The sequence below is a fragment of the Falsiroseomonas bella genome, from assembly GCF_003173615.1.
Taxonomy (GTDB): Bacteria; Pseudomonadota; Alphaproteobacteria; order Acetobacterales; family Acetobacteraceae; genus Falsiroseomonas; species Falsiroseomonas bella.
In genome coordinates this window covers 1668628-1691603 of the sequence record NZ_QGNA01000001.1, presented here as the reverse complement: position 1 = coordinate 1691603, position 22976 = coordinate 1668628, and the positions used below count along the sequence as shown (strand labels likewise).

Sequence of the window (22976 nt, the reverse complement as noted above, 5' to 3'; positions counted from 1 at the left end):
ATCCTGCGCGAGGCTAGCGACGCCGTCTCGCGACGGTCAAGGAAGTGCGCGCCGGCGACCTCGCCGCCGCCTGCCCTAGACATTATACTGTCCGCTCAATGGCAGGCGCCCCGGCGTGACCCCGTGACACCCGCAGCAGCCCCGGCGACGCAGGACAGGCCCGGCGGGACGCAGTCGCTCCCGCGCGGCGGCATCGGCCGGCGGCATTTCCGCTGGACGGACAGCTTCCGACTGCTCTGGGCGGCGGCCGTGCTGCTGCCGGCCCTGCTGTTCGCGGGCGGCGCCACCTGGGCATGGCGGCAGGTGAACGCGGAGGCGGAGGAGCGCCTCGCCCGCACGGTGCAGATGCTCCAGGAACACGCGCTTCGCGCCTTCGAGACGCAGGAGATCGTGCTGAGCGCCATCGCGGAAGCCTCCGCGGCCATGGGCTGGGAGCAGATCGCGGAGAGCCCGGCCTTCCACGGCCTGCTGCGCAGCTACGAACGTGCCGCCGCGGCGCTGAGCGGGATCGGCATGGTGCGGCCCGACGGCTTCATGGTGGCGGTCAGCAACGCGCATCCGTTCGCGGCCGTCGAGGTGGCGGACCGGGAGTATTTCCGGTTCAACGCCGCGCCGCCCCGGGACCTGTTCGTGGCCAACCCGCGCACCGGCAGCGTGGTGGGCGAGGTGGTGGTCAGTCGTCCGCGGAACCTGCCCGTCTTCTCCCTCAGCCGGGCGCGGCGCGATGCGGCGGGCCGCTTCGGCGGCGTGGTCGTCACCGCGTTCGAGCCTCAGTATTTCTCCGATTTCTACAGGCGCGTGGCGGAATCCCCCGGCGACGTCGCCGTACTGTTCCGGCTTGATGGCGCGCTGCTGGCCCGCGCGCCGGCAGTCCAGGACTGGGCCGTTCGCACCAGGGGCGACATCCTGCTCGATGTGGGGCTTGCCGCGTCGCGGCCGCTGCTCGTCAGGACCGTCTCACCGGTGGATGCCGTGCGGCGCATCTATGCCGTGCATCGGCTGGACGACTATCCCGTCGCGGTCGCCTACGGCCTGAATCAGCAGGTGCTGCTTGCGGCCTGGGGACGGCAGACCGTCGTCCTCGGCCTGATCTGCATGCTGACGGCAGGGCTGCTCCTGCTGCTGACCGCGCATGCCTCCCGCACCGCGCAGCGGCGGCTGGAGGCCGAGGCGGCGCGCGCGGAGGCGGAAGCGAAGCTGCAGCAGTCGCGGCGGCTGGAAGCGCTCGGCCAGCTTGTGGCCGGCGTCGCGCATGATTTCCGCAACACCGTGCAGGCCGTACAGGCAGGCGCGCGGCTGGTCCGAAGTTCGCTCGCGCAGGGGCAGACGACACGCGCGGAAGAGGTCGCGGCGATGATCGCGGAGGCCGCCGGCCGCGGCGCCGCGCTGACCGACAGGATGCTGGCCTTCGCCCGGCGCGAGCATCGCCTGCGCGCCGATGGCGGCCACAGCGATCCTGCGCTGGTCGTGCGGGAAGCCTGCGAGCTGCTGCGGCCCACCCTCGGCTCCGGGCTGCATCTCCGCTGCATCATCGCCGAAGGGCTGCCGCCGCAGGTTCGTGGCGAGCGGGCGGAGCTGGAAGCGGCGCTGATCAACCTGGCCGTGAATGCGCGCGACGCGACGGAGGATGGCGGCGCCATATCGGTCCTGATGGCACCGGAGGAGGTCGCGCCCGGCGCGAGCCATCCGGAAGGCCTTTCGCCCGGCCGCTATGCGCGAATCACCGTGGCGGATACCGGCATCGGGATGGACGCGGCGACGCTGGCCCGCGCGACAGAGGCGTTCTTCACAACCAAGCCGGCCGGCCAGGGCACTGGGCTCGGGCTGGCCAGCGCGCGCGCCTTCACCGAGCAGGCCGGTGGCGCGCTGCGCATCGAGAGCGCGCCGGGCCAGGGCACCACGGTGACGCTATGGCTGCCCGAAGCGGCGGCGTGACCGCCGCCGCGCGTAGGGCTACAGCGCGCCGCCGCGCCGCCCCGCCATCGCGCCCAGCCGCAGGCGCAGCGCATTCAGCTTGATGAAGCCCTGGGCGTCGAACTGGTCGTAGGCGCCCTGGTCGTCCTCGAACGTCACATGCTTCATCGAATAGAGGCTGTGCGGTGACTGGCGGCCGGTGACGATGGTGTTGCCCTTGTAGAGCTTGAGCCGCACCGTGCCCGTCACGCTCTTCTGGCTCTCATCCACCAGCGCCTGCAGCATCCGCCGCTCCGGCGCGAACCAGAAGCCGTTGTAGATCAGCTCCGCATAGCGCGGCATCAGGCTGTCCTTGAGGTGCGCGGCCTCGCGGTCCAGCGTGATGCTCTCCATCGCGCGGTGCGCGACGTAGAGGATGGTGCCGCCCGGCGTCTCGTAGCAGCCGCGCGACTTCATGCCGACGAAGCGGTTCTCCACCAGGTCGAGCCGGCCGATGCCGTTCTCCTTGCCGAGGGCGTTCAGCTTGGTCAGCAGCGCGGCGGGCGAGAGGCGCTCGCCATTGATGCCGACGGCGTCGCCGCGCTCGAACTCGATGGTGATCTCCGTCACGCGGTCCGGCGCGTCCATCGGCGCGATGGTGCGCTGCCACACTATCTCGTCCGGCGCGTCCCAGGGCTCCTCGAGGATTTTTCCTTCCGAGGAGGAATGCAGCAGGTTGGCGTCCACGCTGAACGGCGCCTCGCCGCGCTTGTCCTTGGCGATCGGGATCTGGTGCGCCTCGGCGAACTCGATCAGGCGCGTGCGGCTGGTCAGCTCCCATTCGCGCCAGGGGGCGATGATCTTGATGTCGGGCTTCAGCGCGTAATAGCTGAGCTCGAAGCGCACCTGGTCGTTGCCCTTGCCGGTGGCGCCATGCGCCACGGCGTCGGCGCCGACCTGCTCCGCGATCTCGATCTGGCGCTGCGCGATCAGCGGGCGCGCGATGGAGGTGCCGAGCAGGTACATGCCCTCATAGAGGGCGTTCGCGCGGAACATCGGGAACACGAAGTCGCGCACGAAGGTCTCGCGCAGGTCGTCCATGAAAATGTTCTCGGGCTTGATGCCGAGCAGCAGCGCCTTGTCGCGCGCCGGCCCGAGCTCCTCGCCCTGGCCCAGATCGGCGGTGAAGGTCACCACCTCGCAGCGATAGGTGGTCTGCAACCACTTGAGGATCACGCTGGTGTCGAGGCCGCCGGAATAGGCGAGGACGACTTTCTTCACGTCCTTGACGCGCATCTTGGTCCCCTGAGGGTGGGAAAAGGCGGCGGAACATGCCGCCGCCGGGCCGCCGGGGCAAGGTCGCTGCCTGGCCGGCGAGAGGTTCGTTCGCATTCCGTGGCCGGGCTGGACAAGGCGCCGGGCGGCATGGTTCCCTCACTGACGGGATGTTGAACACAGTATTCCGAATTGTGATCGGGCTGCCGCTCGTGGCGGGCGGCGCCGCGCAGGCCGATGGGCCGCCCCTGCTCGATGCGGGGCGCCTTCCGTATCTCTCCGATGCCGGGCGCGCCGATTATGGCCGCTTCCTGCTGCAACCGACGCCACGCGTCTTCGCGCTGGCCCCGGATGGCGCCTGGGGCTGGGCGGCCGCGATCGAGGACGACCCGGCGGCGACGGAAGCCCGCGCGCTGGAGAATTGCCGGCGCTGGGGCGGCCAGGCCTGCACGGTCTATGCCCGCGACCTGGCCGTGGTCTGGCCGGGGCTGGAAGCGCGGCCGCCTGCCACGCCGGCGCGTCCGCTGGCGGGCGGCACCGGCTGGTCGCTGCAGCCGGACGGCCGCTTCCTCTGGCAGGGGCCGGCGCAGGCGCGCGGCGCCTATCTCTGGGCGCATGGGCGCTCGCCCGGCGGCGCGGACAGCCGCGGATCGCAGCCGCAGCCGCATGTGCGTGCCTTCAACAATGCCGGCTACGACGTGATCCGGCTGGACCGCGATCCGGTCACCGACGAAACCGAGGCCGGCGCCGCCTGGATGCGGGAGGCGCTGCGCCTGCTGCGGCGGCAGGGCTATGCGCGGGTGGTGGCCGGCGGCCAGTCCCGCGGTGCCTGGAACGCGCTGCAGGCGCTGGAGGAGCCGGGGCTTGCCGATGCGATCATCGCCATCGCGCCGGCGGCGCATGGCCCGCGCGGCAGCGCGGCGCAGGCCTGGGCGCTGGACGACCTGAAGCGGATCGTGGATGCGGCGCAGAGCCGCGGCACGCGCGTCGCCGTGGCGAATTTCGCCGGCGACGAGTTCGATCCCGACCCGGTGGCGCGGGCGGCGATCCTGTCCGGCCTGGCGCCGCGCAGCGGCGGGCTGCTGCTGCTCGACCGGCCGCGCGGCATCACCGGGCACGGCGGCGGCGGCGACTGGCGCTTCACCTTCGGCTATGCGGGCTGCCTGCTGGACTTCGCGGAGGGCCGCCGGGACCGCTGCGCGGGCGAGTAGCGGCGGAGCGCCACGAAACACAGCGAGGGCGCCTGGGGGATCACCCCGGCGCCCTCGCCCGTTCCGCGGGGCGGCGCCTTTCGCGCGCCGCCCGCGTTCAGCTTGCTTCCGCGCGCGTCAGCCCAGGCGCTCGCCGTGCAGCACCACGTCGAGGCCCTCGCGCTCCTCTTCCTCCGTCACGCGCAGGCCGACGATCACGTCCACCACCTTCAGCAGGATGAAGGTCATCACCGCGGTGAAGGCGAAGACCGCGACCACCGAGTAGAACTGGATCAGCAGCTGCTCCATGCTGCCGCCGTAGCCCTCCGGCGTGGAGGTGCTGGCGGACAGCGCGCCGAAGGCGAAGACGCCGGTGAGCAGCGCGCCCACGATGCCGCAGACGCCGTGCACGCCGAAGGCGTCCAGGCTGTCGTCGTAGCCAAGCCAGTGCTTCAGCGCGGTGGCGCCCCAGAAGCCCGCGAGGCCCGCCACGACGCCGATGATCAGCGCCGAGCCCGGCAGCACGAAGCCGGCGGCCGGCGTGATCGCAACGAGGCCCGCGACCGCGCCGGAGATCGCACCCAGCACGCTCGGCTTGCCCTTGGTCGCCCATTCCGCGACGAGCCAGGCCAGCACCGCGGCGCAGGCGGCGATCTGCGTGACGAGCATCGCCATGCCGGCGCGCGCGCCCGCGCCCACGGCCGAGCCCGCGTTGAAGCCGAACCAGCCCACCCACAGCAGGCTCGCGCCGATCACGGCGAAGGCCAGGTTGTAGGGCGCCATGTTGTCCTGGCCGTAGCCGACGCGCTTGCCGAGCACGATCGCCGCCACCAGGCCCGCGACGCCGGCATTGATGTGCACCACCGTGCCGCCGGCGAAGTCGAGCGCGCCGAGGCCGAAGATCCAGCCATTCGGGTGCCACACCCAATGCGCGATCGGCGAGTAGACCAGCAGCGTCCAGAGCGAGACGAAGACCAGCAGGGCCGAGAACTTCATCCGGTCCGCGACGGCGCCGGTGATCAGCGCGGCGGTGATGATCGCGAAGGTCATCTGGAACATGGCGAAGACGCTCTCGGGGATCGTCGTCGCCACGGCGCTGTCGCCGCTGCCCAGCGTGAAGGGCTTGTCCCAGCCTTCCGCCATGCCGCGCATCAGCAGCCGCGAGAGGTCGCCGACATAGGCGTTGCCCTCGCCGAAGGCCAGGCTGTAGCCCAGCACCATCCAGAGCACGCCGACCAGCGCGCAGACCGTGAAGGACTGCATCATGGTCGCCAGCACGTTCTTCTTGCGCACCATGCCGGCGTAGAACAGCGCCACGCCGGGCACCGTCATCATCAGCACGATGGCCGTGCTGGTGAGCATCCAGGCGGTGTCGCCGGTGTCGATCTTCGCATCCTGGGCGAAGGCGGCGCCGGCCGCCATCGTCGCAGGCAGCGCCAGGAGCGCGGCGCGCGCAAGCATCCTCATTCCGTGGGTTCCTTGAGAGTTGCGATGAGGTTGAGCGGCCTGCGCAGCAGGCCGAGGCCGCGAATGCGGCCCGCGCACAGACCGGCCGCCGGGGTCGGCGTGACCGTGGCCTGCGCGAAGCCAAGCCGGCGGAGCCGGCGTCCGGCGATTGAGGACATCACTAGAGCGCCGAGTTGTCGGTTTCGCCCGTGCGGATGCGGAGCGCGCGATCCAGGTCGAGCACGAAGATCTTGCCGTCGCCGATCTTGCCGGTGCGCGCGGCGCCGGCGATCGCCTCGACCACCGCGTCCACCAGCTCGGCCGCCACGGCGACCTCGATCTTGAGCTTCGGCAGGAAGCTCACATGGTATTCGGCACCGCGGTAGATCTCGGTCTGGCCCTTCTGCCGGCCGAACCCCTTCACCTCGGTCACCGTCAGCCCCTGCACGCCGAGCGGGGTGAGCGCATCGCGCACCTCGTCCAGCTTGAAGGGCTTGATGATCGCCATCACCAGCTTCATCGCGCCGCTATCCCCTTTGCCCAGGCGGAGTCCGCAGGCGGCAATCCAAGCGGCGTGCCAGACGCCGGGGACGGGCTCCGACGCCTTCGGATGGGGTGGCGGCGTGACGGCGCGGCAATCCAGTCCGCGGCAACTGCCTAAAACATGGGCAATTGCCTAGCCCTTGCCGAATCTCCGCAACATCGCGACCTTCGCGCCATGACCGACACGCTCGACGTCACCGCCTGCGTCATCGGCGCCGGGCCGGTGGGCGCCACCCTGGCCGCCACCCTCGCCGCCGCGGGCATCCCGGCCGCCGTGGTGGACCGCGCGCCCCTGCCGCCGATGGAACTGCCGGAATTCGACGGCCGCGCCTATGCGATCGCGCTGACCAGCCGCCGCCTGCTCGATGCCGCCGGCATCTGGGACAACCTGCCGATGGCGCCGCAGCCGATCCGCCGCATCCTGGTGCGCGACGGCGTGCCCGGCTCGCCGCCCTCGCGCCTCGGTCTCGGCTTCGACGCAGCCGAGGTCGGCCAGGGCGAGCCCTTCGGCTGGATGGTGGAGGCGCGCGCGCTGCGCGTGGCGCTGAACGCGCGGCTGCCCTCCCTGCCCAACCTGTCCGCCTTCGCCCCGGCCGAGGCGCGCGTGCGGCGCGATGCCGCGGGCGTGGAGATCGCCGTCGCGGGCGGCCCGCTGATCCGCGCCCGGCTGGTGGTCGGCGCGGAAGGGCGCGAGAGCCCGCTGCGCGCGCAGGCCGGCATCCCCGTCACGCACTGGGACTACGGGCAGGTCGGCATGGTCGGCGCCTTCGCGCATGAGCGCCCGCACCAGGGCACCGCGCTCGAGATGTTCCTGCCCAACGGACCCTTCGCGCAACTGCCGCTCGCGGGCCCGGGCGGCTTCGGCAGCGCGACGATGCCGCATGCCTCGGCCTTCGTCTGGAGCGAGCGGACGGCGCTCGCGCGGCGGTTCCTTGCGATGGACGACGCCGCCTTCGGGCGGGAGTTGGCGCGGCGCCTCGGCGATCATCTCGGCGCCATCCGCCCGATCGGGCGGCGCTGGTCCTATCCGCTCTCGGCGCTCTGGGCGCAGCGCTTCACCGATGCGCGGCTCGCGCTCGTGGGCGACGCGGCGCACGGCATCCACCCGATCGCCGGGCAGGGGCTGAACCTCGGCTTCCGCGACGTCGCCGCGCTGGCGGAGGAGGTGATCGCCGCCGTCCATGCCGGCGAGGATCCCGGCGGCGCGGCGGTGCTGGCGCGCTACCAGGCGCGCGCGCGGCCGGATGCGATGCTGATGCTGGGCGCGACGCATGCGCTGGAGAAGCTGTTCGGCAACGACTTCGGCCCGGTGCGACTGGCGCGGCGCCTCGGCATCGCCGCGGTGGACCGCATCCCGCCGCTGAAGAAGGCTTTCGCGCAGCGCGCCATGGGGATCACGAAGGGCCAGGCGGGGCTGCTCGGCGGACAGCGCCTGCTGTAGTCGGCGGCGCCCGCGGTGATCTGGACAGTCGCCGGACATGTCTGGCGGACCGATTCAGACCTCCGGGGCTGAAGCCCCTGCGGTCATCGGGCCGTAGAGTATTTTTGGCGGACCGATTCAGACCTCCGGGGCTGAAGCCCCTGCGGTCATCGGGCCGCGGGGTATGTTTGCCGGACCGATTCAGACCTCCGGGCTGAAGGCCCTGCGGTCATCGGGCCGCCTGGGGCGTTACGCAGCCATGCCGCGTCTCGACACCTATCGCGTGAAGCGCGACCTCAGCCGTTCGCCGGAACCCGCCGGGCGCGTCGGGCGGCGACGGAAGCGCCAGCGCGCCTTCGTCGTGCAGATGCACGCCGCGCGGCGGCTGCACTGGGACCTGCGGCTCGAGCTCGACGGCGTGCTGAAATCCTGGGCCGTCACGCGCGGCCCGAGCCTCGATCCCGCCGAGCGGCGCCTGGCCGTGGAGGTGGAGGACCATCCGCTCGACTATGGCGGCTTCGAAGGCACCATCCCGGAAGGCTATGGCGCGGGCGAGGTGATCCTTTGGGACCGCGGCAGCTGGGAGCCGATGGGCGAGGCCGACCCCGCCGCCGCGCTCGCCGCGGGCCATCTGAAGTTCAATGTCACCGCGCAGCGCATGACCGGCGGCTGGGCGCTGATCCGCATGACGCCGCGCGCCGGCGAGAAGCGCGTGAACTGGCTGCTCATCAAGGAGAAGGACGAGCACGCGCGGCCGGGCGGCGGCGATGCGCTGGTGCGCGACAACGCATCCTCCGTCGCCAGCGGCCGCGCCATGCCGGAAAAGCCGAAGCCCGCCCCCGCCGAGGCGCCGAAGCGTTCCCGCTGGGCGAAGCGCGCGACGCCGGATGCGCCCTCGCGCAACGCGGACCCGTCCTTCCTGCCGCCGCAGCTCGCCACGCTGGCCGAGCGCCCGCCCGCCGGATCGGGCTGGGTGCATGAGCCGAAGCTCGACGGCTATCGGATCCAGGCGCGCATCCGCGACGGCGCGGCGAAGCTGCTGACGCGCAACGGCCTCGACTGGACGCACCGCTTCCCGGAGACCGCCGCCGCGCTCTCACGCCTGGCCGACTGCACGCTTGATGGCGAGATCGTCGCGCTGGACGACGAGAACCGCCCGGACTTCCCGGCGCTGGTCGCCGCGCTGGAGGCGAAGCGCACCGGCGCGCTGCGCTATCATGCCTTCGACCTGCTGCATGAGGGCGGCGCGGACCGGCGCGAACAGCCCCTGGCGGAGCGCAAGCAGCGCCTTCGGACGCTGCTGGCGAAGGCGCCGCAGGCGCTGGCCTATGTCGAGGATTTCGACGCGCCGGGCGATGCCGTGCTGATGTCGGCCTGCCGGCTGGGGCTGGAGGGGATCGTCAGCAAGCGGCGCGACGCGCCCTACCGCGCCGGCCGTGGGGAGGGCTGGGTGAAGACCAAGTGCCGCGGCACCGACGAATTCGTCATCGGCGGCCACGCGACGGGCGCGAAGGGCTCTCTGACGCTGCTGATGGGCGCCTGGCGCGGCAAGTCGCTGGTCTATCTCGGCCGCGTCGGGTCCGGCATCTCGGGCGCGAAGGCCGAGCAGCTGATGCGCGCGCTGAAGCCGCTTCGGCGGAAGACCTCGCCCTTCGAAGGCGGCGCGGGCGGCAAGGACGCGACCTTCGTGGAGCCGAAGCTCGTGGCCGAGATCGGCTATGCCGGCTTCACCGGCGACGGGATGCTGCGCCAGGGCAGTTTTCGGGCGCTGCGCGAGGACAAACCGGCGGAGCAGGTGGAGGCACCCGAGAAGACGACGCGCGCGGCCGGTGCATCGCAGGTCGCGGGCGTGCCGCTGTCGAACCCCGACAAGCTGCTCTGGCCGGAAGACGGCATCACCAAGCGCGACCTCGCCGCCTATTTCGAGGCCGTCGCGCCCGCGCTGCTCGCCTATGGCGGAGGGCGGCCGCTGACGCTGCTGCGCGCGCCGGACGGCGTCGCGGGCGGGCGGTTCTGGCAGCGCCATGCGGGCGCCGGCACCTCCGCGCTGATTCGCCAGGTGGCGATCGAAGGCGAGGCGAAGCCGCATCTCTGCGTGGAGGACGCGGCGGGGCTTGTCGCGCTGGCGCAGTCGGGGGTGGTGGAGATCCATGTCTGGGGCTCGCGCGCCGCCGATCCGGAACATGCGGACCGGCTGGTCTTCGATCTCGACCCGGATGAGGGGCTCGATTTCGCGCGCGTGATCGAGGCGGCGCAGACGGTGCGCAAGGCGCTGGAGAAGGCGGGGCTCAAGGCCTTCTGCAAGACGACGGGCGGCAAGGGGCTGCATGTCGTGGCGCCCATCCTGCCGCGGCATGACTGGCCCGTGGTGAAGGCATTTGCGCGCGCGTTCTGCGAACGCCTCGCGACGGCGGAACCGGAGCGCTACACCACCACGCTCGCAAAGCGCGCGCGCAAGGGCAGGCTGTTCCTCGACTACCTGCGGAACGAGCGGCAGGGCACGGCGGTCTCGGCCTGGTCGCCGCGCGCGCGTCCGGGCGCGACGGTGTCGGTGCCGCTGGCCTGGAGCGAGGTGAAGGACGGGCTCGATCCGACGGCCTTCACGATCAGGACCGCGCCGGAGCGGTTGAAGCGCGCGGATCCGTGGAAGGGCTACGACAAGGCCGCGCGGGAGTTGCCGGAGGGATAGCGCTACGCCGAGCGCCGCGTCTTCGCCGCCGGCGCGGGCGCCTTCTTCCCCGTCTGCTTCGCCGGTGCCTTCTTCGCCGCGGGCTTCTCCGCCTGCTTCTCCGCGCCCTTTCCACCGCCCTTCAGGCTGCGCTTCAGCGCCTCCATCAGGTCGATGACGTTGCTCTCCTCCGGCGCCTCGCGCTTGCGCGTGGGCTTGCTGCCTCCCGTCTTGCGCTGCACGAGCTCCGCCAGCGCCTCCTGGTAGCGGTCGGTGAAATCCTCGGGCGCGAAGGGGCCGGCCTGCTGGGCGATGATGCTCTTCGCGATGTCGATCATCTGCGGCTGCAGCTTCGCCTCGGGGATGTCCTCGAACAGCACGGCGTCGCTGCGCACCTCCTCCTGCGAGCGGAGCGTGGAGAGCAGCAGGCCGGGGCCGCGCACCTCGATCGCCACCACGCGCTCGCGGTTCGCCATCACGATGCGCCCGATCGCCACGCGCTTCTCGCCGCGCATCGCCTCGCGGATCACCGCGAAGGGCTCGGCGGCGGTGCGGCCGCTCGGCACCATATAGTACGGCTGGTCCCAGTAGAGCCGGTCGATGTCGTCGCAATCCACGAAGCGCTCGATATCCACGACCTTCGTGCTTTCGAGCTTGAGCTCCTGGATGTCCTCGTCGGTGACGACGACGTATTCGTCCTTCGCGACCTCGAAGCCGCGTACAAGCTCGCGGCGCGACACCTCGTCGCCGGTGCCGGCGTCGCGCCAGCATTGCCGGACGCGGTTATGGGTTTCGGGATTGAGCAGGTGGAAGCGCACGTCGCCGCCGCTCTCGCCGACCGCCTTGTGCAGGGCGACGCCGCAGGTGACGAGCGAGAGGCGGAGATGGCCCTCCCAGACCGGACGCGCAGGCATGACGGACCTCTTTCGCGGGGCTGCGACAAGGCCGTAACAGGCCATCGCGGCCGCGGGTTCTGCTCCGCCGTCGAAACGTGCGGCCGCGACGGCAGCGCGTTCCAAGCATTTCCGCCCTGACCAGGAGTCTGCGCGCCGATCCTCAAGGCAAAGCTGAAGACCAGCCGTGGCGGCGCAGTCTTCCAACCCACAGCGCCACGCCTGGCTGCCTGTCATGGTGGAAAGCTGGGGATCGTTTGTTGAGAAGCGCCGGCGCGTCGCGGAAAACCGCCATCGCTGCGCCGGCGATCCATCCACAGGCATGCCGCCGCGGTGGCGCCCGGCGGAGGCCCTACATCCCGCCGATGTAGTTCGGCCCGCCGCCTCCTTCGGGCGTCCGCCAGTCGATGTTCTGGCTGGGGTCCTTGATGTCGCAGGTTTTGCAATGGACGCAGTTCTGCGCGTTGATCACGAGCTTCATCTCGCCCTCGCCGTTGCCGGCCGCTTCGCCCACCGCCTCGTACACGGCGGCCGGGCAGTAGCGGCTTTCGGGCGAGGCGAATTGCTGCCAGTTCACCGGCCCCCAGCGCGACGGATCCTTCAGCACCAGATGCGCGGGCTGGTCCTCCTCGTGGTTGGTGTTCGACAGATACACCGAGGAGAGGCGGTCGAAGCTCAGCACACCGTCGGGCTTCGGATAGTCGATGCGCGTCGCCTCCGACGCCTTTCGCAGCGTCTCGTGGTCCTGGTGATGCGTCCAGGTCCAGGGCGCCTTGCCGCGGAACACGTAGGTGTCGAGCGCGGCGTTCACCATGCCGCCCCAGAAGCCGTATTTCGCGAAGCCGGGACGGATGTTGCGGACGCCCTGCAGCTCCTCCCACACCCAGCTGGCCTTCAGCGCGGCGGGGTAGCTCTCCAGCACCGCGGGCCGGTCCTCCTCCGCCAGCGCCGCGGCCATGGCATCGGCGGCGACCATGCCGGACTTCATTGCGGTGTGCGTGCCCTTGATCTTCGGCACGTTCAGGAAGCCCGCCGCGTCGCCCACGATCATGCCGCCGGGGAAGACCAGCTTCGGCACGGCCTGGATGCCGCCCTCGTTCAGCGCGCGCGCGCCATAGGCCACGCGCTTGCCGCCCTCCAGGAAGCCCTTCACCGCGGGGTGGTGCTTGAAGCGCTGGAACTCCTCGAAGGGCGACAGCCAGGGGTTCGGGTAGTCGAGGCCCACCACGAAGCCGATGGACACAAGATTCTCGCCCAGCATGTAGAGCCAGGAGCCGCCATAGGTGTCGGACGGCAGCGGCCAGCCGGTGGAATGCCACACCAGGCCCGGCTTGTGCTTCTCCTTCGGGATCTCCCACAGCTCCTTCATGCCGAGCGCATAGGTCTGCGGCGCCACGCCGGCACGGAGATCGAAGGTGTCGAACAGGCGCTTGGTGAGCGAGCCGCGGCAGCCCTCCGCGAAGACCGTGTAGGTGGCGCGCAGCTCCATGCCCGGCTGGTAGTTCGGGCCCTTCTCGCCCTCCCTGGTGATGCCCATCACGCCGGCGACGATGCCCTTCACCTGCCCGTCCTCGATGAGGGTCTCGGAGGCGGCGAAGCCCGGATAGATCTCGACGCCGAGCGCCTCGGCCTTCGCGGCCAGCCAGCGGCACACATTGCCGAGGGAGACGATGTAGTTGCCCTCGTTGTGCATCTGCGGCGGCGTCGGCAGCTTGAAGCCGCTTGTCGCCGTCAGCAGCATGAAGCGGTCCTCGGTGACCGGGGTGGCCAGCGCGGGCGGATCATCGCGCCAGTCGGGGATCAGCTCGTCCAGCGCGCGCGGCTCCAGCACGGCGCCCGAGAGGATATGCGCGCCGACCTCGCTGCCCTTCTCCACCAGGCAGACGGCGGCGTCGGGGTTCTGCTGCTTGAGGCGGATCGCGCAGGCGAGGCCGGCCGGGCCGCCGCCGACGACCAGCACGTCGAATTCCATGCTCTCGCGCGCTTCGGTCTCCGACATGCCTGTTCCTCCGGCGTTCCTGGGGCTGCCCGGCATTTAGCCCTGGGGGCCATTGCGCGGAACCCCGCGCCGCGCCGATATCGGCGCCATGGAGAGAGAGGCGCTGCTCGCCGCGCTCAGGCTGCAGGTGGAATGGGGCGCGGACGACGCGCTCGAGGACCTGCCCGTGGACCGCTTCGCCGCGGCGGCGGCGTCGCAGGCACCGGCGCGGCCGGCGGCGCCCGCGCGGCCGGCGGTGGCGGCCCCGGCGCTCGCGCTGGTGCCCGCGCCCGGCGCGGCGGCGCGGCTGGCCGCGGAGGCCGACAGCCTGGAAGCGCTGAAGGCCGCCATCGCCGCCACCGAGAGCACGCTGCGCGACACCGCCACCAACCTCGTCTTCTCCGACGGCAATCCCGAGGCCGGGCTGATGATGATCGGCGAGGCGCCGGGCGCGGACGAGGACCGGCTGGGCAAGCCCTTCGTCGGCGTCTCCGGCCAGCTGCTCGACCGGATGGTGGCCAGCATCGGCCTCAGCCGGCAGCGCGACTTCTACCTGACGAACATCCTGCCCTGGCGACCGCCGGGGAACCGCACGCCCACGGACGCCGAGATCACGCTGTTCCTGCCCTTCCTGCTGCGCCACATCGCGCTGGTCCGGCCGCGGCACCTGGTGCTGCTGGGCGGCGTCTCGGCCAAGACGCTGCTGCGGGCGAAGGACGGCATCACAAGGCTGCGCGGCCGGTGGCACGGGCTGGAGGTGGAGGGGCTCGGCCGGCTGCCGGCGCTCGCCACGCTGCACCCGGCCTATCTGCTGCGCAGCCCGGCGGCGAAGAAGGACGCCTGGGCCGACCTGCTGCTGCTCCGCTGCACACTGGACGGCACGATCACGCCGGCGTGAGGCAGAAATCTTCATCAAGAACGCGGTCGAACACCCTGATTTGTTAAGGGACGTCTCACGAGATGAGATTCGGCCGCCGTCAAGGGGTTTACACCCCTTAAGATCGGCCTGTAGGGGGAAGGGGCCATGCGAGCGATCTGCCCCATGGCCCGGTGCCCCCGCCCGGTTCGCAGCACCCGTCGTCTGACGCTGCTGCTCCTCGTGGGGGCAACGATGATCGCGGGGGCTCAGGTTCCTGCGTTCGGGCAACGGGCCGACCAGACCGCCATGAGCGTACCCCGTCCTGCTCTGCAGGGTGGGGTCGCCGGGTTACCGCAACCCCTAGCGCCGTCGGATGCGGCGCGGCTTCGGCGTATCTTCGACCTGCAGGCGCGGGGCGAGATGGCGCAGGCCGCGCGCGAGGCCGAGCGGCTGGATGACCGTCGCCTGCTCGGCCATGTGATGGCCGACCGCTGGGCGCGCGGCCATGCCGCGCAGGTCCCGGACCTGCTGGCCTGGCTGTCCGACTATGCCGACCACCCCGATGCGCCGGCGGTCCATGCGCTGCTGGTCCGCCGCGCGCCGCGCGGCACGGAACTGCCACCAGCCCCCGTCACCAACGCGCTGCCGGAAGATGGCGAGGTGGTGCCGGAGGAGAACGACCCGCCGGCCCGGCAGGTGTCGCGGAACCCGGCGCTCGACCGCACCGTGCGCGACCGGGCCCGCAACGGCCAGGTCTCGGCCGCGCTGTCGGCGATCGATCGGTCCCGCGCCAGCACGGCCTATGCCGCCCTGCTGCGCGCCGATGTGGCGCAGATCCTGTTCCAGGCAGGCAGCGACGAGGAGGCCTTCCAGGTCGCCAGCGCGGCGGCCCGCAACGCGGGCGGCACCGGCTTCCCCGCCCTCGTCGCAGGCCTGGCGGCCTGGGGCATGGACCGCCCCGAGCTCGCCCTGCCCTATTTCGAGGCCGCGGCCCGGGCCGAGGCGGCTTCCCCCGCCGTGCGCTCGGCCGCGGCGTTCTGGACGGCCCGCGCGGCCGTTCGCGCCCGCCGGCCGCAATCCTACGTGCCCTGGATGATGCAGGCGGCGCAGGAGCCGCGCACCTTCTACGGCCTGGTGGCACGCCGCTCCCTCGGCCTGCCGATGGGCTTCGCCTGGGAGCGCGAGCTGGCCGGCGAAAGCGAGGCCGCGGCCATCGCGGAAAGCGCGGCGGGCTGGCGCGCGCTGGCGCTGCTGCAGGTCGGCCAGGCCGACCGGGCGGAGGCCGAGATGCGCGCCCTCTGGCCGCGCGTGCAGGGCAATGCGGGCGTGATGCGGGCGATGCTGGTCATCGCCTCGCAGGCGAACATGACCGACCTCGCCGCGCAGCTCGCCGCGCTGCAGCAGAGCGCGGACGGGCGTCCGCGTGACTTCGCGCGCTTCCCGCTGCCGCAGCTGCGTCCGCTCAACGGCTTCCGCATGGATCCGGCGCTGGTCTATGCGCTGGCGCGGCAGGAATCGAACTTCAACGCGAATGCGGTCTCCCCGGCCGGGGCGCGCGGGCTGATGCAGATCATGCCCGCCACCGCCAGCTACGTGACGGGCGATGCCTCGCTGCGCGGCGCCGGCATCCGGCGGCTGCACGACCCGGCCTTCTCGCTCGAGGTCGGGCAGCGCTACGTCGCCTATCTCGCCCGGCACGACCAGGTGGAGGGCGACCTGATCCGCGTGCTGGCGGCCTACAACAACGGGCCTGGAAACCTCGCGCGCTGGCTGCCGGCGGTGCGCCACCGCACGGACCCCTTCCTGTTCATCGAGAGCATCCCGGTGACGGAGACGCGCAGCTTCGTGCAGCGCGTGCTGGCCTATTCCTGGATCTACGCCGCCCGCCTCGGCCTGCCGGCGCCGAGCCTGGATGCGCTGGCCGCGGGCGAGTTCCCGCGCTTCTCCGACGGCGCCGAGGTGGCGGCGATGCTGCGGCGGAGCAACTGAGCCGCCGCGCGCCGCGCACCTCTTTGGCGCGGTGCGCGGGGCGCCTATCTTCCCGGCAGGGAGTTCCGCCATGCCGATCGACGAAAGCCGCACCTTCCTGCCGGTGAACATCGCGGTGCTGACCGTGTCGGACACCCGCGACCTCGCAACCGACCGCAGCGGCGACACGCTGGCGGAGCGCATCGTGGCCGCCGGCCACCGGCTCGCCGCGCGCGAGATCTGCCGCGACGAGGCGCCGATCATCGAGGGCATCCTGCGCCGCTGGATCGCCGACCCCGAGGTGGATTGCGTGATCACCACCGGCGGCACCGGCATCACCGGCCGCGACGTGACGCCCGAGGCCTTCGCCCGCGTGCTGGAGAAGGAGATCACCGGCTTCGGCGAGCTGTTCCGCATGCTCAGCTACGCCAAGATCGGCACCTCCACGATCCAGTCCCGCGCGATCGGGGGCGTGGCGGGCGGGACCTACCTGTTCGCGCTGCCGGGCAGCACCGGCGCCTGCAAGGACGCCTGGGACGACATCCTGCTGTTCCAGCTCGACAGCCGCCACCGCCCCTGCAACCTGGTCGAGCTGATGCCCCGCCTGCAGGAGCACCTGAAGGCCGCCTGACCGCCTGGGCTTGGTGGGCGGCCGGGCGCGGTGCTAACCCGCAGCCGTAACGGTCGCCTCCGCACGCGCCCCCGCGCGCCGCACCGGGGACAGAGGAGAGTCGTCGGGTGTCAGCGTGGCAGGCGGTCCCGGGCGCCGCCGGGGTCGAGTGGACGGCGCTGCTGAACCGGCCGAACGTCGTCAACGCCAATGCCTATCTGCTGCGCAGCCCCGAGGAGCTGGTCGTGGTGGATGTCGGCAGCGACCCGGCACAGGTGGCGCGGCTCGGCGCGATGATCGCCGAGGGGCTGGGGACGCGGCGGCGCATCCTGCTGGTGCTGACCCATTGCCACTACGACCACATCGCCGGGCTCGATGCGCTGCCGCTGCCGCCCGGCGTCACGGTGCATCGCTGCATGGCCGCGGTGGGCGCGGCGGCGGTCGAGCGCGGCGACACGCGGCTGACCCTCGCCTATGCCTATCCGGGCGCGACCCTGCCCCGCCAGCGCTTCGACGCGCATCTGTTCGGCACGGCGACGCTGCCCTTCGCCGCGCGGCTGGACCGGCTGGAGCTGGATGAGGGGCTGGCCCTGCCGCGCACCACCATCCCGCTCGCCGGCGGCGCGGCGCTCGAACTGCTGCACACGCCGGGGCACAGCCCCTGCAGCCTCTGCCTGCGCGTGGGCGGGCTGCTGCTGCTGGCCGACCTGCCGGCCGGCGCGACGCCGGGCCTGGCCGGGCTCGCCGGGTGGAACCAGCCCGATCTGGTGCACAGCCTGGATGCCGTGGCGCGGCTGATCGAGGGCGGCGGCATCGCGCTCTGCGGCGTCGGCCACGGCGCGGTGACCGACCCGGCGACGATGCGGGAGGCGCTGCTGCGCGCCCGGCGCGCCGCGGCGGAGCTCGGCGACATCGCCGACCTCGACGATGCCCGCCTCGCCGCGCTGCGGGGCTTCGCACTGGACATGCTGGAGGAGAGCGGCATCCTCTTCGCCGCGATCGCCGCCCGGATCGAGGCGGTGCGCCATCGGCTGGACCTGCTGGAGGACCAGGAGGCGGCTTCGCTGCTCGCCCGCGCGGTGGACGAGGAGGCGCTGGACCGGACGCTGGCCGACCTGGAGACGGCGCGGCTGCGCTTCCGCGACGGGCAGGACCCGGACCTCGCCCTGGTGCTGAAGGCCGCCGCAGCCCTGCCGCGGCCGGAGCGGCTGCTGCGCGGCGGGCGCGAGCTCGGCGCGGTGCGGCCCACCCTGGCGCGGCGGGCGGACGCGCTGCTGCAGCTCTTCCTCGGCATGGTGCGCGGGCTGGACCTGCAGGCGCCGGCCGAGCCGGCCGACCCGGCGGCGCTGGTCGGCGCGATCCTGAGCGAGATCGCCGCCGCCGCCGACTTCGATCCCGAGGCGCTGCTGGCCGCGGCCGACGACCCGCACGCCTTCGCACGCCACCTGATCGGCCGGATCGGCGCGGAGGGAACCCCGCGCGACGTCGCGGCGGAGATCCCGGCCGGCCTGCCCGCGGTGCGCGTGGCGCCGGAGCGCCTGGCCGACGCGCTGGTGACGCTGCTGGAGACGGCGGCGCGCGGCGGCCATCGCGCGCTTCGCCTCACCGCCGCGGCGGAGGCCGGCGGCGTGGTGCTGCGGCTCTGCGGCACGCCGCCGATGCAGCCGGGAGACTTGCCGCCGCGTCGCCGCGCGCTGCTCGCCCGGCTGCTCGGCGCCGGCGCGGACGCGATCGGCTTCGCGGAGGGCGCCTTCACCCTCCGCCTGCCGCTGGCGGCGGAAGGCTGCGGCTACCGGCCCGCCAGCGCGGCGTTGGACTCCTCGAACAGGCGCACGACCTTCTGCCCGTCATAGGGGCGCTCGTTCAGCGTCTCCGGGTCCCACTCGCTGCGCTCGACGCCGAAGAAGTCGCCGCCATAGACGTGCAGCGCGCCGGTCAGGCGGGGGATCGGATTCACCACGGAATGCACGATGTCCTTGCCGAGCACGGTGCAGTCCCGCACGCCGAGCGCCTTCGCGCCCGCGGCCTCGACGCGCCCGCCCTCCAGCCGGCGCCAGAAGATATTGTCCTCGCGCCCCGTATAGATGCCGATCACCGCCCACATCCGATGGTCATGCGGCATCAGCACCATGTTCGGGCCCCAGACCAGGTTCAGCACGGTCAGGTCCGGCGCGCGATACACCACGTTGAGCCCGGCGCGTTGCGGCGTGCCGATGGCCGCCATCACCCCGTCGGGATCGGCGACGGCGCGGGAGACCACCTCCCGCACATGGCGGTGTCCGCCGGCATCCGCGGCAAGCGCCTCGCGGCAATCGGCGACGAAGCGGTCGAGATCGAGCATGGCCTGCCTCCCTCACGCAGGGTTCCGGCAGGACATCCTACGCGGAGCGGGGCAGCGGAGCACAGCATCCTCTTCGTGACCACACCGGGAGGTGCTCTTGTTGCGCGCGGCCACGGGCGGCGCCGCGGCACGGGGGGTCAGGGCGCGAGCGATTGCCGCGCGGCGGTGGCCAGCGCGTCGGCGCGTTCGTTCATCGGATCGCCGGCATGGCCGCGCACCCAGCGCCAGTCCACGTCATGCGGCGCGGCGGCCGCCAGCAGGCGCTGCCACAGCTCGTAATTCGCCACCGGGTCGCGCGCGCTGTTGCGCCAGTTGTTGCGCACCCAGCCCTTCACCCAGCGCTCCATGCCGTTGCGCACGTATTCGCTGTCGGTGTGCAGCACCACCTTGCAGGGACGCTTCAGCGCCTCCAGCGCGCTGATCGCGGCCGTCAGCTCCATGCGGTTGTTGGTGGTGGCGGGATCGGCGCCCGAAAGCTCCTTCTCCGTCGCGCCATAGCGCAGGATGGCCGCCCAGCCGCCCGGCCCGGGGTTGGGCCGGCAACCGCCATCGGTCCAGATCTCGACGGCAGGATCAGTCATGCGCCCCACCGGCCGTTCGAGGGCACGAGGAACTACGCACCGAGGTCACCCGGTCCGGTCGCGCGGGCGAAGAAGCGCAGCTTGCGCAGGTATTCCAGCGGGTCCTTGCGCGTCACCAGCGCGCCGGGCGGCGTGTGCGTCCAGTCATAAAGGCGCGTCAGCAGGAAGCGGATCGCGGCACCGCGGCACAGCACCGGCAGTGCCGCGCGCTCCGCCGGCCAGAGCGGGCGGACGGCGGTGTAGGCGCCGATCAGCGCCCGCGCCTTTGTCACGTTGAACGACCCGTCCGGCTCGAAGCACCAGGCGTTCAGGCATACCGCAACGTCGTAGGCCAGCAGGTCGGTGCAGGCGAAATAGAAGTCGATCAGCCCCGAGACCTGCGGCCTCCCCGCGGCGTCGGGCAGGAAGAACACGTTGTCGGGGAACAGGTCGGCATGGATCTGCCCGTCCGGCAGCGCGCTGGCCGGCGGCCAGGCGGCGAGGATCGCGGCCAGATGCATGTCGAGCTCCGCGATCAGGCCCGGTGCGACCTCGTCGCCGCCGGCGCGGCAGCCATCCAGCAATGGCGCCCAGCCCTTCGGGCCCAGCGCGTTCGGGCGGAATTCCGGGAAGCCGGCGCCGGCCGCGTGCAGCTTCGCCAGCGCGGCGCCCAGCGGGGCCAGGTGTTCCGGCCGCACGCGCCGCGGCCAGACGCCCTCGAGGAAGGTGCAGATCGCCGCCGGGCGGCCGCAGAGGCTGCGCAGCGTCTCGCCGTCGCGGCCTTCCACCGGCGTCGGGCAGGGCACGCCGCGGAAGGCGAGGTAGTCCATCAGCCCGAGGAAATAGGGCAGTTCCTTCGGGTCCACGCGCTTCTCGTAGAGCGTGAGGATGAAATCGCCCTTCGCGGTGCGCAGCGCGTAGTTGGAATTCTCCACGCCCTCGGCGATGCCGCGGAACGCCAGCAAATCGCCCAGCTCGTATTCGGCCAGGAAGGCGCGCAGCGCCTCGTCCGAGACCTCGGTGTAGACCGCCATGACGCCTCAGTCCGCCGCGAGCGTGTCGCGCGCAGCGGGACGGGCGAGTTCCGGCGGCAGGCGGAAGGCGATGGTCTCCTCGGCCACGCGCACCTCCTCGACCGCGAGGGCGAAGCGCGCGCCGAGTGCCGCGATCACCGCCTGCACCAGCGCTTCCGGCGCGCTGGCGCCCGCGGTCAGGCCGATCGTGGCGCAGCCCTGCAGGCTGTCGAGGTCGAGCGCGGCGGGGCCCTCCACCAGCATCGCACGCCGCGCCCCGGCGCGCTCCGCGACCTCCGCGAGGCGGCGCGAATTGGAGGAATTCCGCGCGCCGACCACGATCACCGCCTCCGCCCCCTGCGCGACCAGCGCCTTGGCCGCGGCCTGGCGGTTGGAGGTGGCGTAGCAGATGTCGTCCTTGGCGGGGCCCGCGATGCCAGGGAAGCGTTCCGTGAGCGCCGCGACGATCTCGGCCGTGTCGTCCACGGACAGCGTGGTCTGGCTGCTCCAGGCGAGCTCGGCGCCCGCGGGCGGGGTGACGCGGCGGGCCTCCGCCACGTCCTGCACCAGGGTGACCGCGCCCTCGGGCAACTGGCCCATGGTGCCCACCACCTCGGGATGGCCGGCATGGCCGATCAGCAGCAGGTGGCGGCCGCGGGCGTGGTGGCGCTCGGCCTCGCGATGCACCTTCGTCACCAGCGGGCAGGTGGCGTCGAGGGTGAACAGGCGGCGGCGCATCGCCTCCGTCACCACGCCCTTCGCCACGCCATGCGCGCTGAAGATCACCGGCCTTCCGTCGTCCGGGACCTCCGACAGTTCCTCGACGAAGACCGCGCCGCGGGCGCGCAGCCCGTCCACCACATGCCGGTTGTGCACGATCTCGTGCCGGACATAGACGGGCGCGCCGAAGCGGGTCAGCGCCTCCTCCACGATCTTCACCGCACGGTCCACGCCCGCGCAGAAGCCGCGCGGGGCAGCAAGCAGCAGGCGAAGCGGCGGCCGGGCGGCGGGCGGGGTCATGCGCAGGGCGGTTCGGCTCGGTCTCGGATGCGGGCGGCGGGGTTGGCCCCGGCCGGGCGGCGATGCGATACCGGAGGGGATGGCGGAAGGCCAGACCCGGCGGCGCGGATCTGCGCGGATCCGCGGGCCCGAGAAGGAAGATGGGATGCGGCAAGGGAAAAGGCGGATGCGGGGCTTCGGGTTCGCGGGGATCGTCGCCCTGCCGCTGCTGCTGGCGGGCTGTGGCGGCGGCGACACGGCCGTGGCCGGGCTCGCGCCCTGCCCGCGCATCGCCATCCTGGCCGAGGGGGCGGACCTCACCCGCTTCCGGGAGGGCGCGCCGCGCGACCTGACGGCGATGGTGGTGGACGCCCGCATCATCGGCTTCGACGCCACCTGCGACTATGCCGGGCGCGAGCGCAATGCCGTGGAGGTGCGCATCACGCCGCGCTTCGAGGCCGAGCGCGGCCCCGCCGCCGATAGCCGCAGCGTGGACCTGCCCTGGTTCGTGGCGGTCAGCGACCCGGCGGACAGCGTGACGCTGGAACGCATCCCCGCCAGCACGCAGGTCAGCTTCCCGGCCAATGTCGCCCGCGCGCTGGCCACCGGGCGGCAGGTCCGGCTGACGGTGCGGGCGGAGGAAGGCACGCGCATCCAGGAATACCCGGTGCGCATCGCCTTCCAGCTCACCCCCGACCAGTTGGCCCTCAACCGCCAGCGCGGGCCGCGGTGAGGCGGCTGGTCTTCCTCACCCATCCCGAGGTGGTGATCGATCCGGCGGTGCCGGTGCCGGAATGGCACCTGGCGCCGGAGGGCATCGCGAAGCTCCGCCGCTTCGCCGCCTCGGGCGGGATGGCGGGCGTCGGCACCGTCTGGGCCAGCACCGAATGCAAGGCGATCGAGACGGCGGGGATCCTCGCGGCGGCGAAGGGTCTCGGCGTGCGGGTGCGGGAGGACCTCGGCGAGAACGACCGCAGCGCGACCGGCTACCTGCCGCCGCCCGAGTTCCAGCGCATGGCGGATGCCTTCTTCGCGCGGCCGGAGGAGAGCGTGCGCGGCTGGGAACGCGCGGTGGACGCGCAGGCTCGCATCGTCGCGGCGGTGCGGGCGGTGATGGCGGACTCGCCCGATACGGGCGACATCCTGGTCGCGGCGCATGGCGGGGTGGGCGCGCTGCTGCGCGGGCATCTGCTGGGCGCGCCGATCTCCCGCGCGCTGGACCAGCCCTCGGCGGGGTGCTGGTTCGCCGTGGCGCTGCCCGAGTGGCGCCTGCTGACGCCGGAGTGGCGGGCGCTGGCCTGAGCTTGCCTCGGGCGGCGC

20 protein-coding genes are annotated in these 22976 nt (G+C 72.4%); 10 read left to right on the top strand and 10 right to left on the bottom strand.

The window, feature by feature from the left end; genetic code table 11:
- Nucleotides 1-123 precede the first annotated feature (123 nt).
- Nucleotides 124-1935, top strand: coding sequence for a sensor histidine kinase (locus DFH01_RS07950; RefSeq protein WP_109869779.1), 1812 nt, complete (start codon nt 124-126; stop codon nt 1933-1935).
- A gap of 18 nt (nt 1936-1953) precedes the next feature.
- Here DFH01_RS07950 and DFH01_RS07945 read toward each other — a convergent pair whose 3' ends face one another.
- A complete protein-coding gene (locus DFH01_RS07945; RefSeq protein ID WP_109869778.1) occupies nt 1954-3189 on the bottom strand; it encodes an argininosuccinate synthase in 1236 nt (411 codons plus the stop codon).
- Nucleotides 3190-3338: 149 nt separating this feature from the next.
- Here DFH01_RS07945 and DFH01_RS07940 point away from each other — a divergent pair, with 149 nt between their 5' ends.
- On the top strand, nt 3339-4379 hold the full coding sequence (locus DFH01_RS07940) for a hypothetical protein (RefSeq protein ID WP_158287654.1): 1041 nt from the start codon (nt 3339-3341) through the stop codon (nt 4377-4379).
- 117 nt (nt 4380-4496) lie between these two features.
- Here DFH01_RS07940 and DFH01_RS07935 read toward each other — a convergent pair whose 3' ends face one another.
- The 3 genes from DFH01_RS07935 to DFH01_RS07930 are packed head-to-tail and all read right to left on the bottom strand — an operon-like array spanning nt 4497 to nt 6324.
- The gene (locus DFH01_RS07935; protein ID WP_109869776.1) at nt 4497-5825 is read right to left on the bottom strand and encodes an ammonium transporter; all 1329 of its coding nucleotides are present in this window, start codon (nt 5823-5825) and stop codon (nt 4497-4499) included.
- Complete coding sequence (locus DFH01_RS28095; RefSeq protein WP_158287653.1) at nt 5822-5983, bottom strand: hypothetical protein; 162 nt, start codon at nt 5981-5983, stop codon at nt 5822-5824. The genes DFH01_RS07935 and DFH01_RS28095 overlap by 4 nt, the downstream gene beginning before the upstream one ends.
- A gap of 2 nt (nt 5984-5985) precedes the next feature.
- Nucleotides 5986-6324: a P-II family nitrogen regulator gene (locus DFH01_RS07930; RefSeq protein WP_109869775.1), complete on the bottom strand. Its 339-nt coding sequence runs from the start codon at nt 6322-6324 to the stop codon at nt 5986-5988.
- Nucleotides 6325-6522: 198 nt separating this feature from the next.
- On the opposite strand from DFH01_RS07930, the gene DFH01_RS07925 reads away from it, so the two are divergent.
- Both DFH01_RS07925 and ligD read left to right on the top strand, forming a co-directional pair.
- On the top strand, nt 6523-7788 hold the full coding sequence (locus DFH01_RS07925) for an FAD-dependent monooxygenase (RefSeq protein ID WP_109869774.1): 1266 nt from the start codon (nt 6523-6525) through the stop codon (nt 7786-7788).
- A gap of 238 nt (nt 7789-8026) precedes the next feature.
- Entirely contained in the window at nt 8027-10456 is a 2430-nt protein-coding gene (ligD, locus tag DFH01_RS07920) for a DNA ligase D (RefSeq protein WP_158287652.1), read from the top strand.
- 2 nt (nt 10457-10458) lie between these two features.
- Here the strand turns inward: ligD and ku are convergent, their stop codons facing one another.
- Entirely contained in the window at nt 10459-11349 is an 891-nt protein-coding gene (ku, locus tag DFH01_RS07915; protein WP_109869772.1) for a non-homologous end joining protein Ku, read from the bottom strand.
- 331 nt (nt 11350-11680) lie between these two features.
- Nucleotides 11681-13327 carry an electron transfer flavoprotein-ubiquinone oxidoreductase gene (locus DFH01_RS07910; RefSeq protein WP_109869771.1) on the bottom strand — a complete coding sequence of 549 codons (1647 nt, stop codon included), beginning with the start codon at nt 13325-13327 and terminating at the stop codon, nt 11681-11683.
- A gap of 88 nt (nt 13328-13415) precedes the next feature.
- On the opposite strand from DFH01_RS07910, the gene DFH01_RS07905 reads away from it, so the two are divergent.
- From DFH01_RS07905 to DFH01_RS07890, 4 genes are all read left to right on the top strand, one after another.
- A complete protein-coding gene (locus tag DFH01_RS07905; protein ID WP_109869770.1) occupies nt 13416-14204 on the top strand; it encodes a uracil-DNA glycosylase in 789 nt (262 codons plus the stop codon).
- A 381-nt stretch (nt 14205-14585) separates the two neighbouring features.
- Nucleotides 14586-16154: a lytic transglycosylase domain-containing protein gene (locus DFH01_RS07900; RefSeq protein ID WP_233256006.1), complete on the top strand. Its 1569-nt coding sequence runs from the start codon at nt 14586-14588 to the stop codon at nt 16152-16154.
- A 70-nt stretch (nt 16155-16224) separates the two neighbouring features.
- Nucleotides 16225-16764 carry a molybdenum cofactor biosynthesis protein B gene (gene moaB / locus DFH01_RS07895; protein WP_109869768.1) on the top strand — a complete coding sequence of 180 codons (540 nt, stop codon included), beginning with the start codon at nt 16225-16227 and terminating at the stop codon, nt 16762-16764.
- A 107-nt stretch (nt 16765-16871) separates the two neighbouring features.
- The gene (locus DFH01_RS07890; protein WP_109869767.1) at nt 16872-18596 is read left to right on the top strand and encodes an MBL fold metallo-hydrolase; all 1725 of its coding nucleotides are present in this window, start codon (nt 16872-16874) and stop codon (nt 18594-18596) included.
- Here DFH01_RS07890 and DFH01_RS07885 read toward each other — a convergent pair.
- The 4 genes from DFH01_RS07885 to ispH form a co-directional block, all read right to left on the bottom strand.
- Nucleotides 18533-19084 (bottom strand): cysteine dioxygenase family protein, encoded by a 552-nt coding sequence (locus DFH01_RS07885; RefSeq protein ID WP_109869766.1) that lies wholly within the window; start codon nt 19082-19084, stop codon nt 18533-18535. The genes DFH01_RS07890 and DFH01_RS07885 overlap by 64 nt on opposite strands.
- A 137-nt stretch (nt 19085-19221) precedes the next feature.
- Nucleotides 19222-19665: a ribonuclease HI gene (gene rnhA, locus DFH01_RS07880; protein ID WP_109869765.1), complete on the bottom strand. Its 444-nt coding sequence runs from the start codon at nt 19663-19665 to the stop codon at nt 19222-19224.
- Nucleotides 19666-19697: 32 nt separating this feature from the next.
- Nucleotides 19698-20678 (bottom strand): homoserine kinase, encoded by a 981-nt coding sequence (locus DFH01_RS07875; protein WP_109869764.1) that lies wholly within the window; start codon nt 20676-20678, stop codon nt 19698-19700.
- Nucleotides 20679-20684: 6 nt separating this feature from the next.
- The gene (gene ispH, locus DFH01_RS07870) at nt 20685-21677 is read right to left on the bottom strand and encodes a 4-hydroxy-3-methylbut-2-enyl diphosphate reductase (RefSeq protein ID WP_109869763.1); all 993 of its coding nucleotides are present in this window, start codon (nt 21675-21677) and stop codon (nt 20685-20687) included.
- Nucleotides 21678-21843: 166 nt separating this feature from the next.
- On the opposite strand from ispH, the gene DFH01_RS07865 reads away from it, so the two are divergent.
- Nucleotides 21844-22389 carry a hypothetical protein gene (locus DFH01_RS07865; protein ID WP_109869762.1) on the top strand — a complete coding sequence of 182 codons (546 nt, stop codon included), beginning with the start codon at nt 21844-21846 and terminating at the stop codon, nt 22387-22389.
- On the top strand, nt 22386-22958 hold the full coding sequence (locus DFH01_RS07860; RefSeq protein WP_233256005.1) for a histidine phosphatase family protein: 573 nt from the start codon (nt 22386-22388) through the stop codon (nt 22956-22958). The genes DFH01_RS07865 and DFH01_RS07860 overlap by 4 nt, the downstream gene beginning before the upstream one ends.
- Nucleotides 22959-22976 lie beyond the last annotated feature (18 nt).

What these genes read in the sequence shown, in the direction of transcription:
- DFH01_RS07945 (WP_109869778.1), bottom strand. Translation starts at nt 3,189, where the DNA reads ATGCGCGTCAAGGACGTGAAGAAAGTCGTCCTCGCCTATTCCGGCGGC.
- DFH01_RS07940 (WP_158287654.1), top strand. Translation starts at nt 3,339, where the DNA reads ATGTTGAACACAGTATTCCGAATTGTGATCGGGCTGCCGCTCGTGGCG.
- DFH01_RS07935 (WP_109869776.1), bottom strand. Translation starts at nt 5,825, where the DNA reads ATGAGGATGCTTGCGCGCGCCGCGCTCCTGGCGCTGCCTGCGACGATG.
- DFH01_RS28095 (WP_158287653.1), bottom strand. Translation starts at nt 5,983, where the DNA reads ATGTCCTCAATCGCCGGACGCCGGCTCCGCCGGCTTGGCTTCGCGCAG.
- DFH01_RS07930 (WP_109869775.1), bottom strand. Translation starts at nt 6,324, where the DNA reads ATGAAGCTGGTGATGGCGATCATCAAGCCCTTCAAGCTGGACGAGGTG.
- DFH01_RS07925 (WP_109869774.1), top strand. Translation starts at nt 6,523, where the DNA reads ATGACCGACACGCTCGACGTCACCGCCTGCGTCATCGGCGCCGGGCCG.
- ligD (WP_158287652.1), top strand. Translation starts at nt 8,027, where the DNA reads ATGCCGCGTCTCGACACCTATCGCGTGAAGCGCGACCTCAGCCGTTCG.
- ku (WP_109869772.1), bottom strand. Translation starts at nt 11,349, where the DNA reads ATGCCTGCGCGTCCGGTCTGGGAGGGCCATCTCCGCCTCTCGCTCGTC.
- DFH01_RS07910 (WP_109869771.1), bottom strand. Translation starts at nt 13,327, where the DNA reads ATGTCGGAGACCGAAGCGCGCGAGAGCATGGAATTCGACGTGCTGGTC.
- DFH01_RS07905 (WP_109869770.1), top strand. Translation starts at nt 13,416, where the DNA reads ATGGAGAGAGAGGCGCTGCTCGCCGCGCTCAGGCTGCAGGTGGAATGG.
- DFH01_RS07900 (WP_233256006.1), top strand. Translation starts at nt 14,586, where the DNA reads ATGGCGCAGGCCGCGCGCGAGGCCGAGCGGCTGGATGACCGTCGCCTG.
- moaB (WP_109869768.1), top strand. Translation starts at nt 16,225, where the DNA reads ATGCCGATCGACGAAAGCCGCACCTTCCTGCCGGTGAACATCGCGGTG.
- DFH01_RS07885 (WP_109869766.1), bottom strand. Translation starts at nt 19,084, where the DNA reads ATGCTCGATCTCGACCGCTTCGTCGCCGATTGCCGCGAGGCGCTTGCC.
- rnhA (WP_109869765.1), bottom strand. Translation starts at nt 19,665, where the DNA reads ATGACTGATCCTGCCGTCGAGATCTGGACCGATGGCGGTTGCCGGCCC.
- DFH01_RS07875 (WP_109869764.1), bottom strand. Translation starts at nt 20,678, where the DNA reads ATGGCGGTCTACACCGAGGTCTCGGACGAGGCGCTGCGCGCCTTCCTG.
- ispH (WP_109869763.1), bottom strand. Translation starts at nt 21,677, where the DNA reads ATGACCCCGCCCGCCGCCCGGCCGCCGCTTCGCCTGCTGCTTGCTGCC.
- DFH01_RS07865 (WP_109869762.1), top strand. Translation starts at nt 21,844, where the DNA reads ATGCGGGGCTTCGGGTTCGCGGGGATCGTCGCCCTGCCGCTGCTGCTG.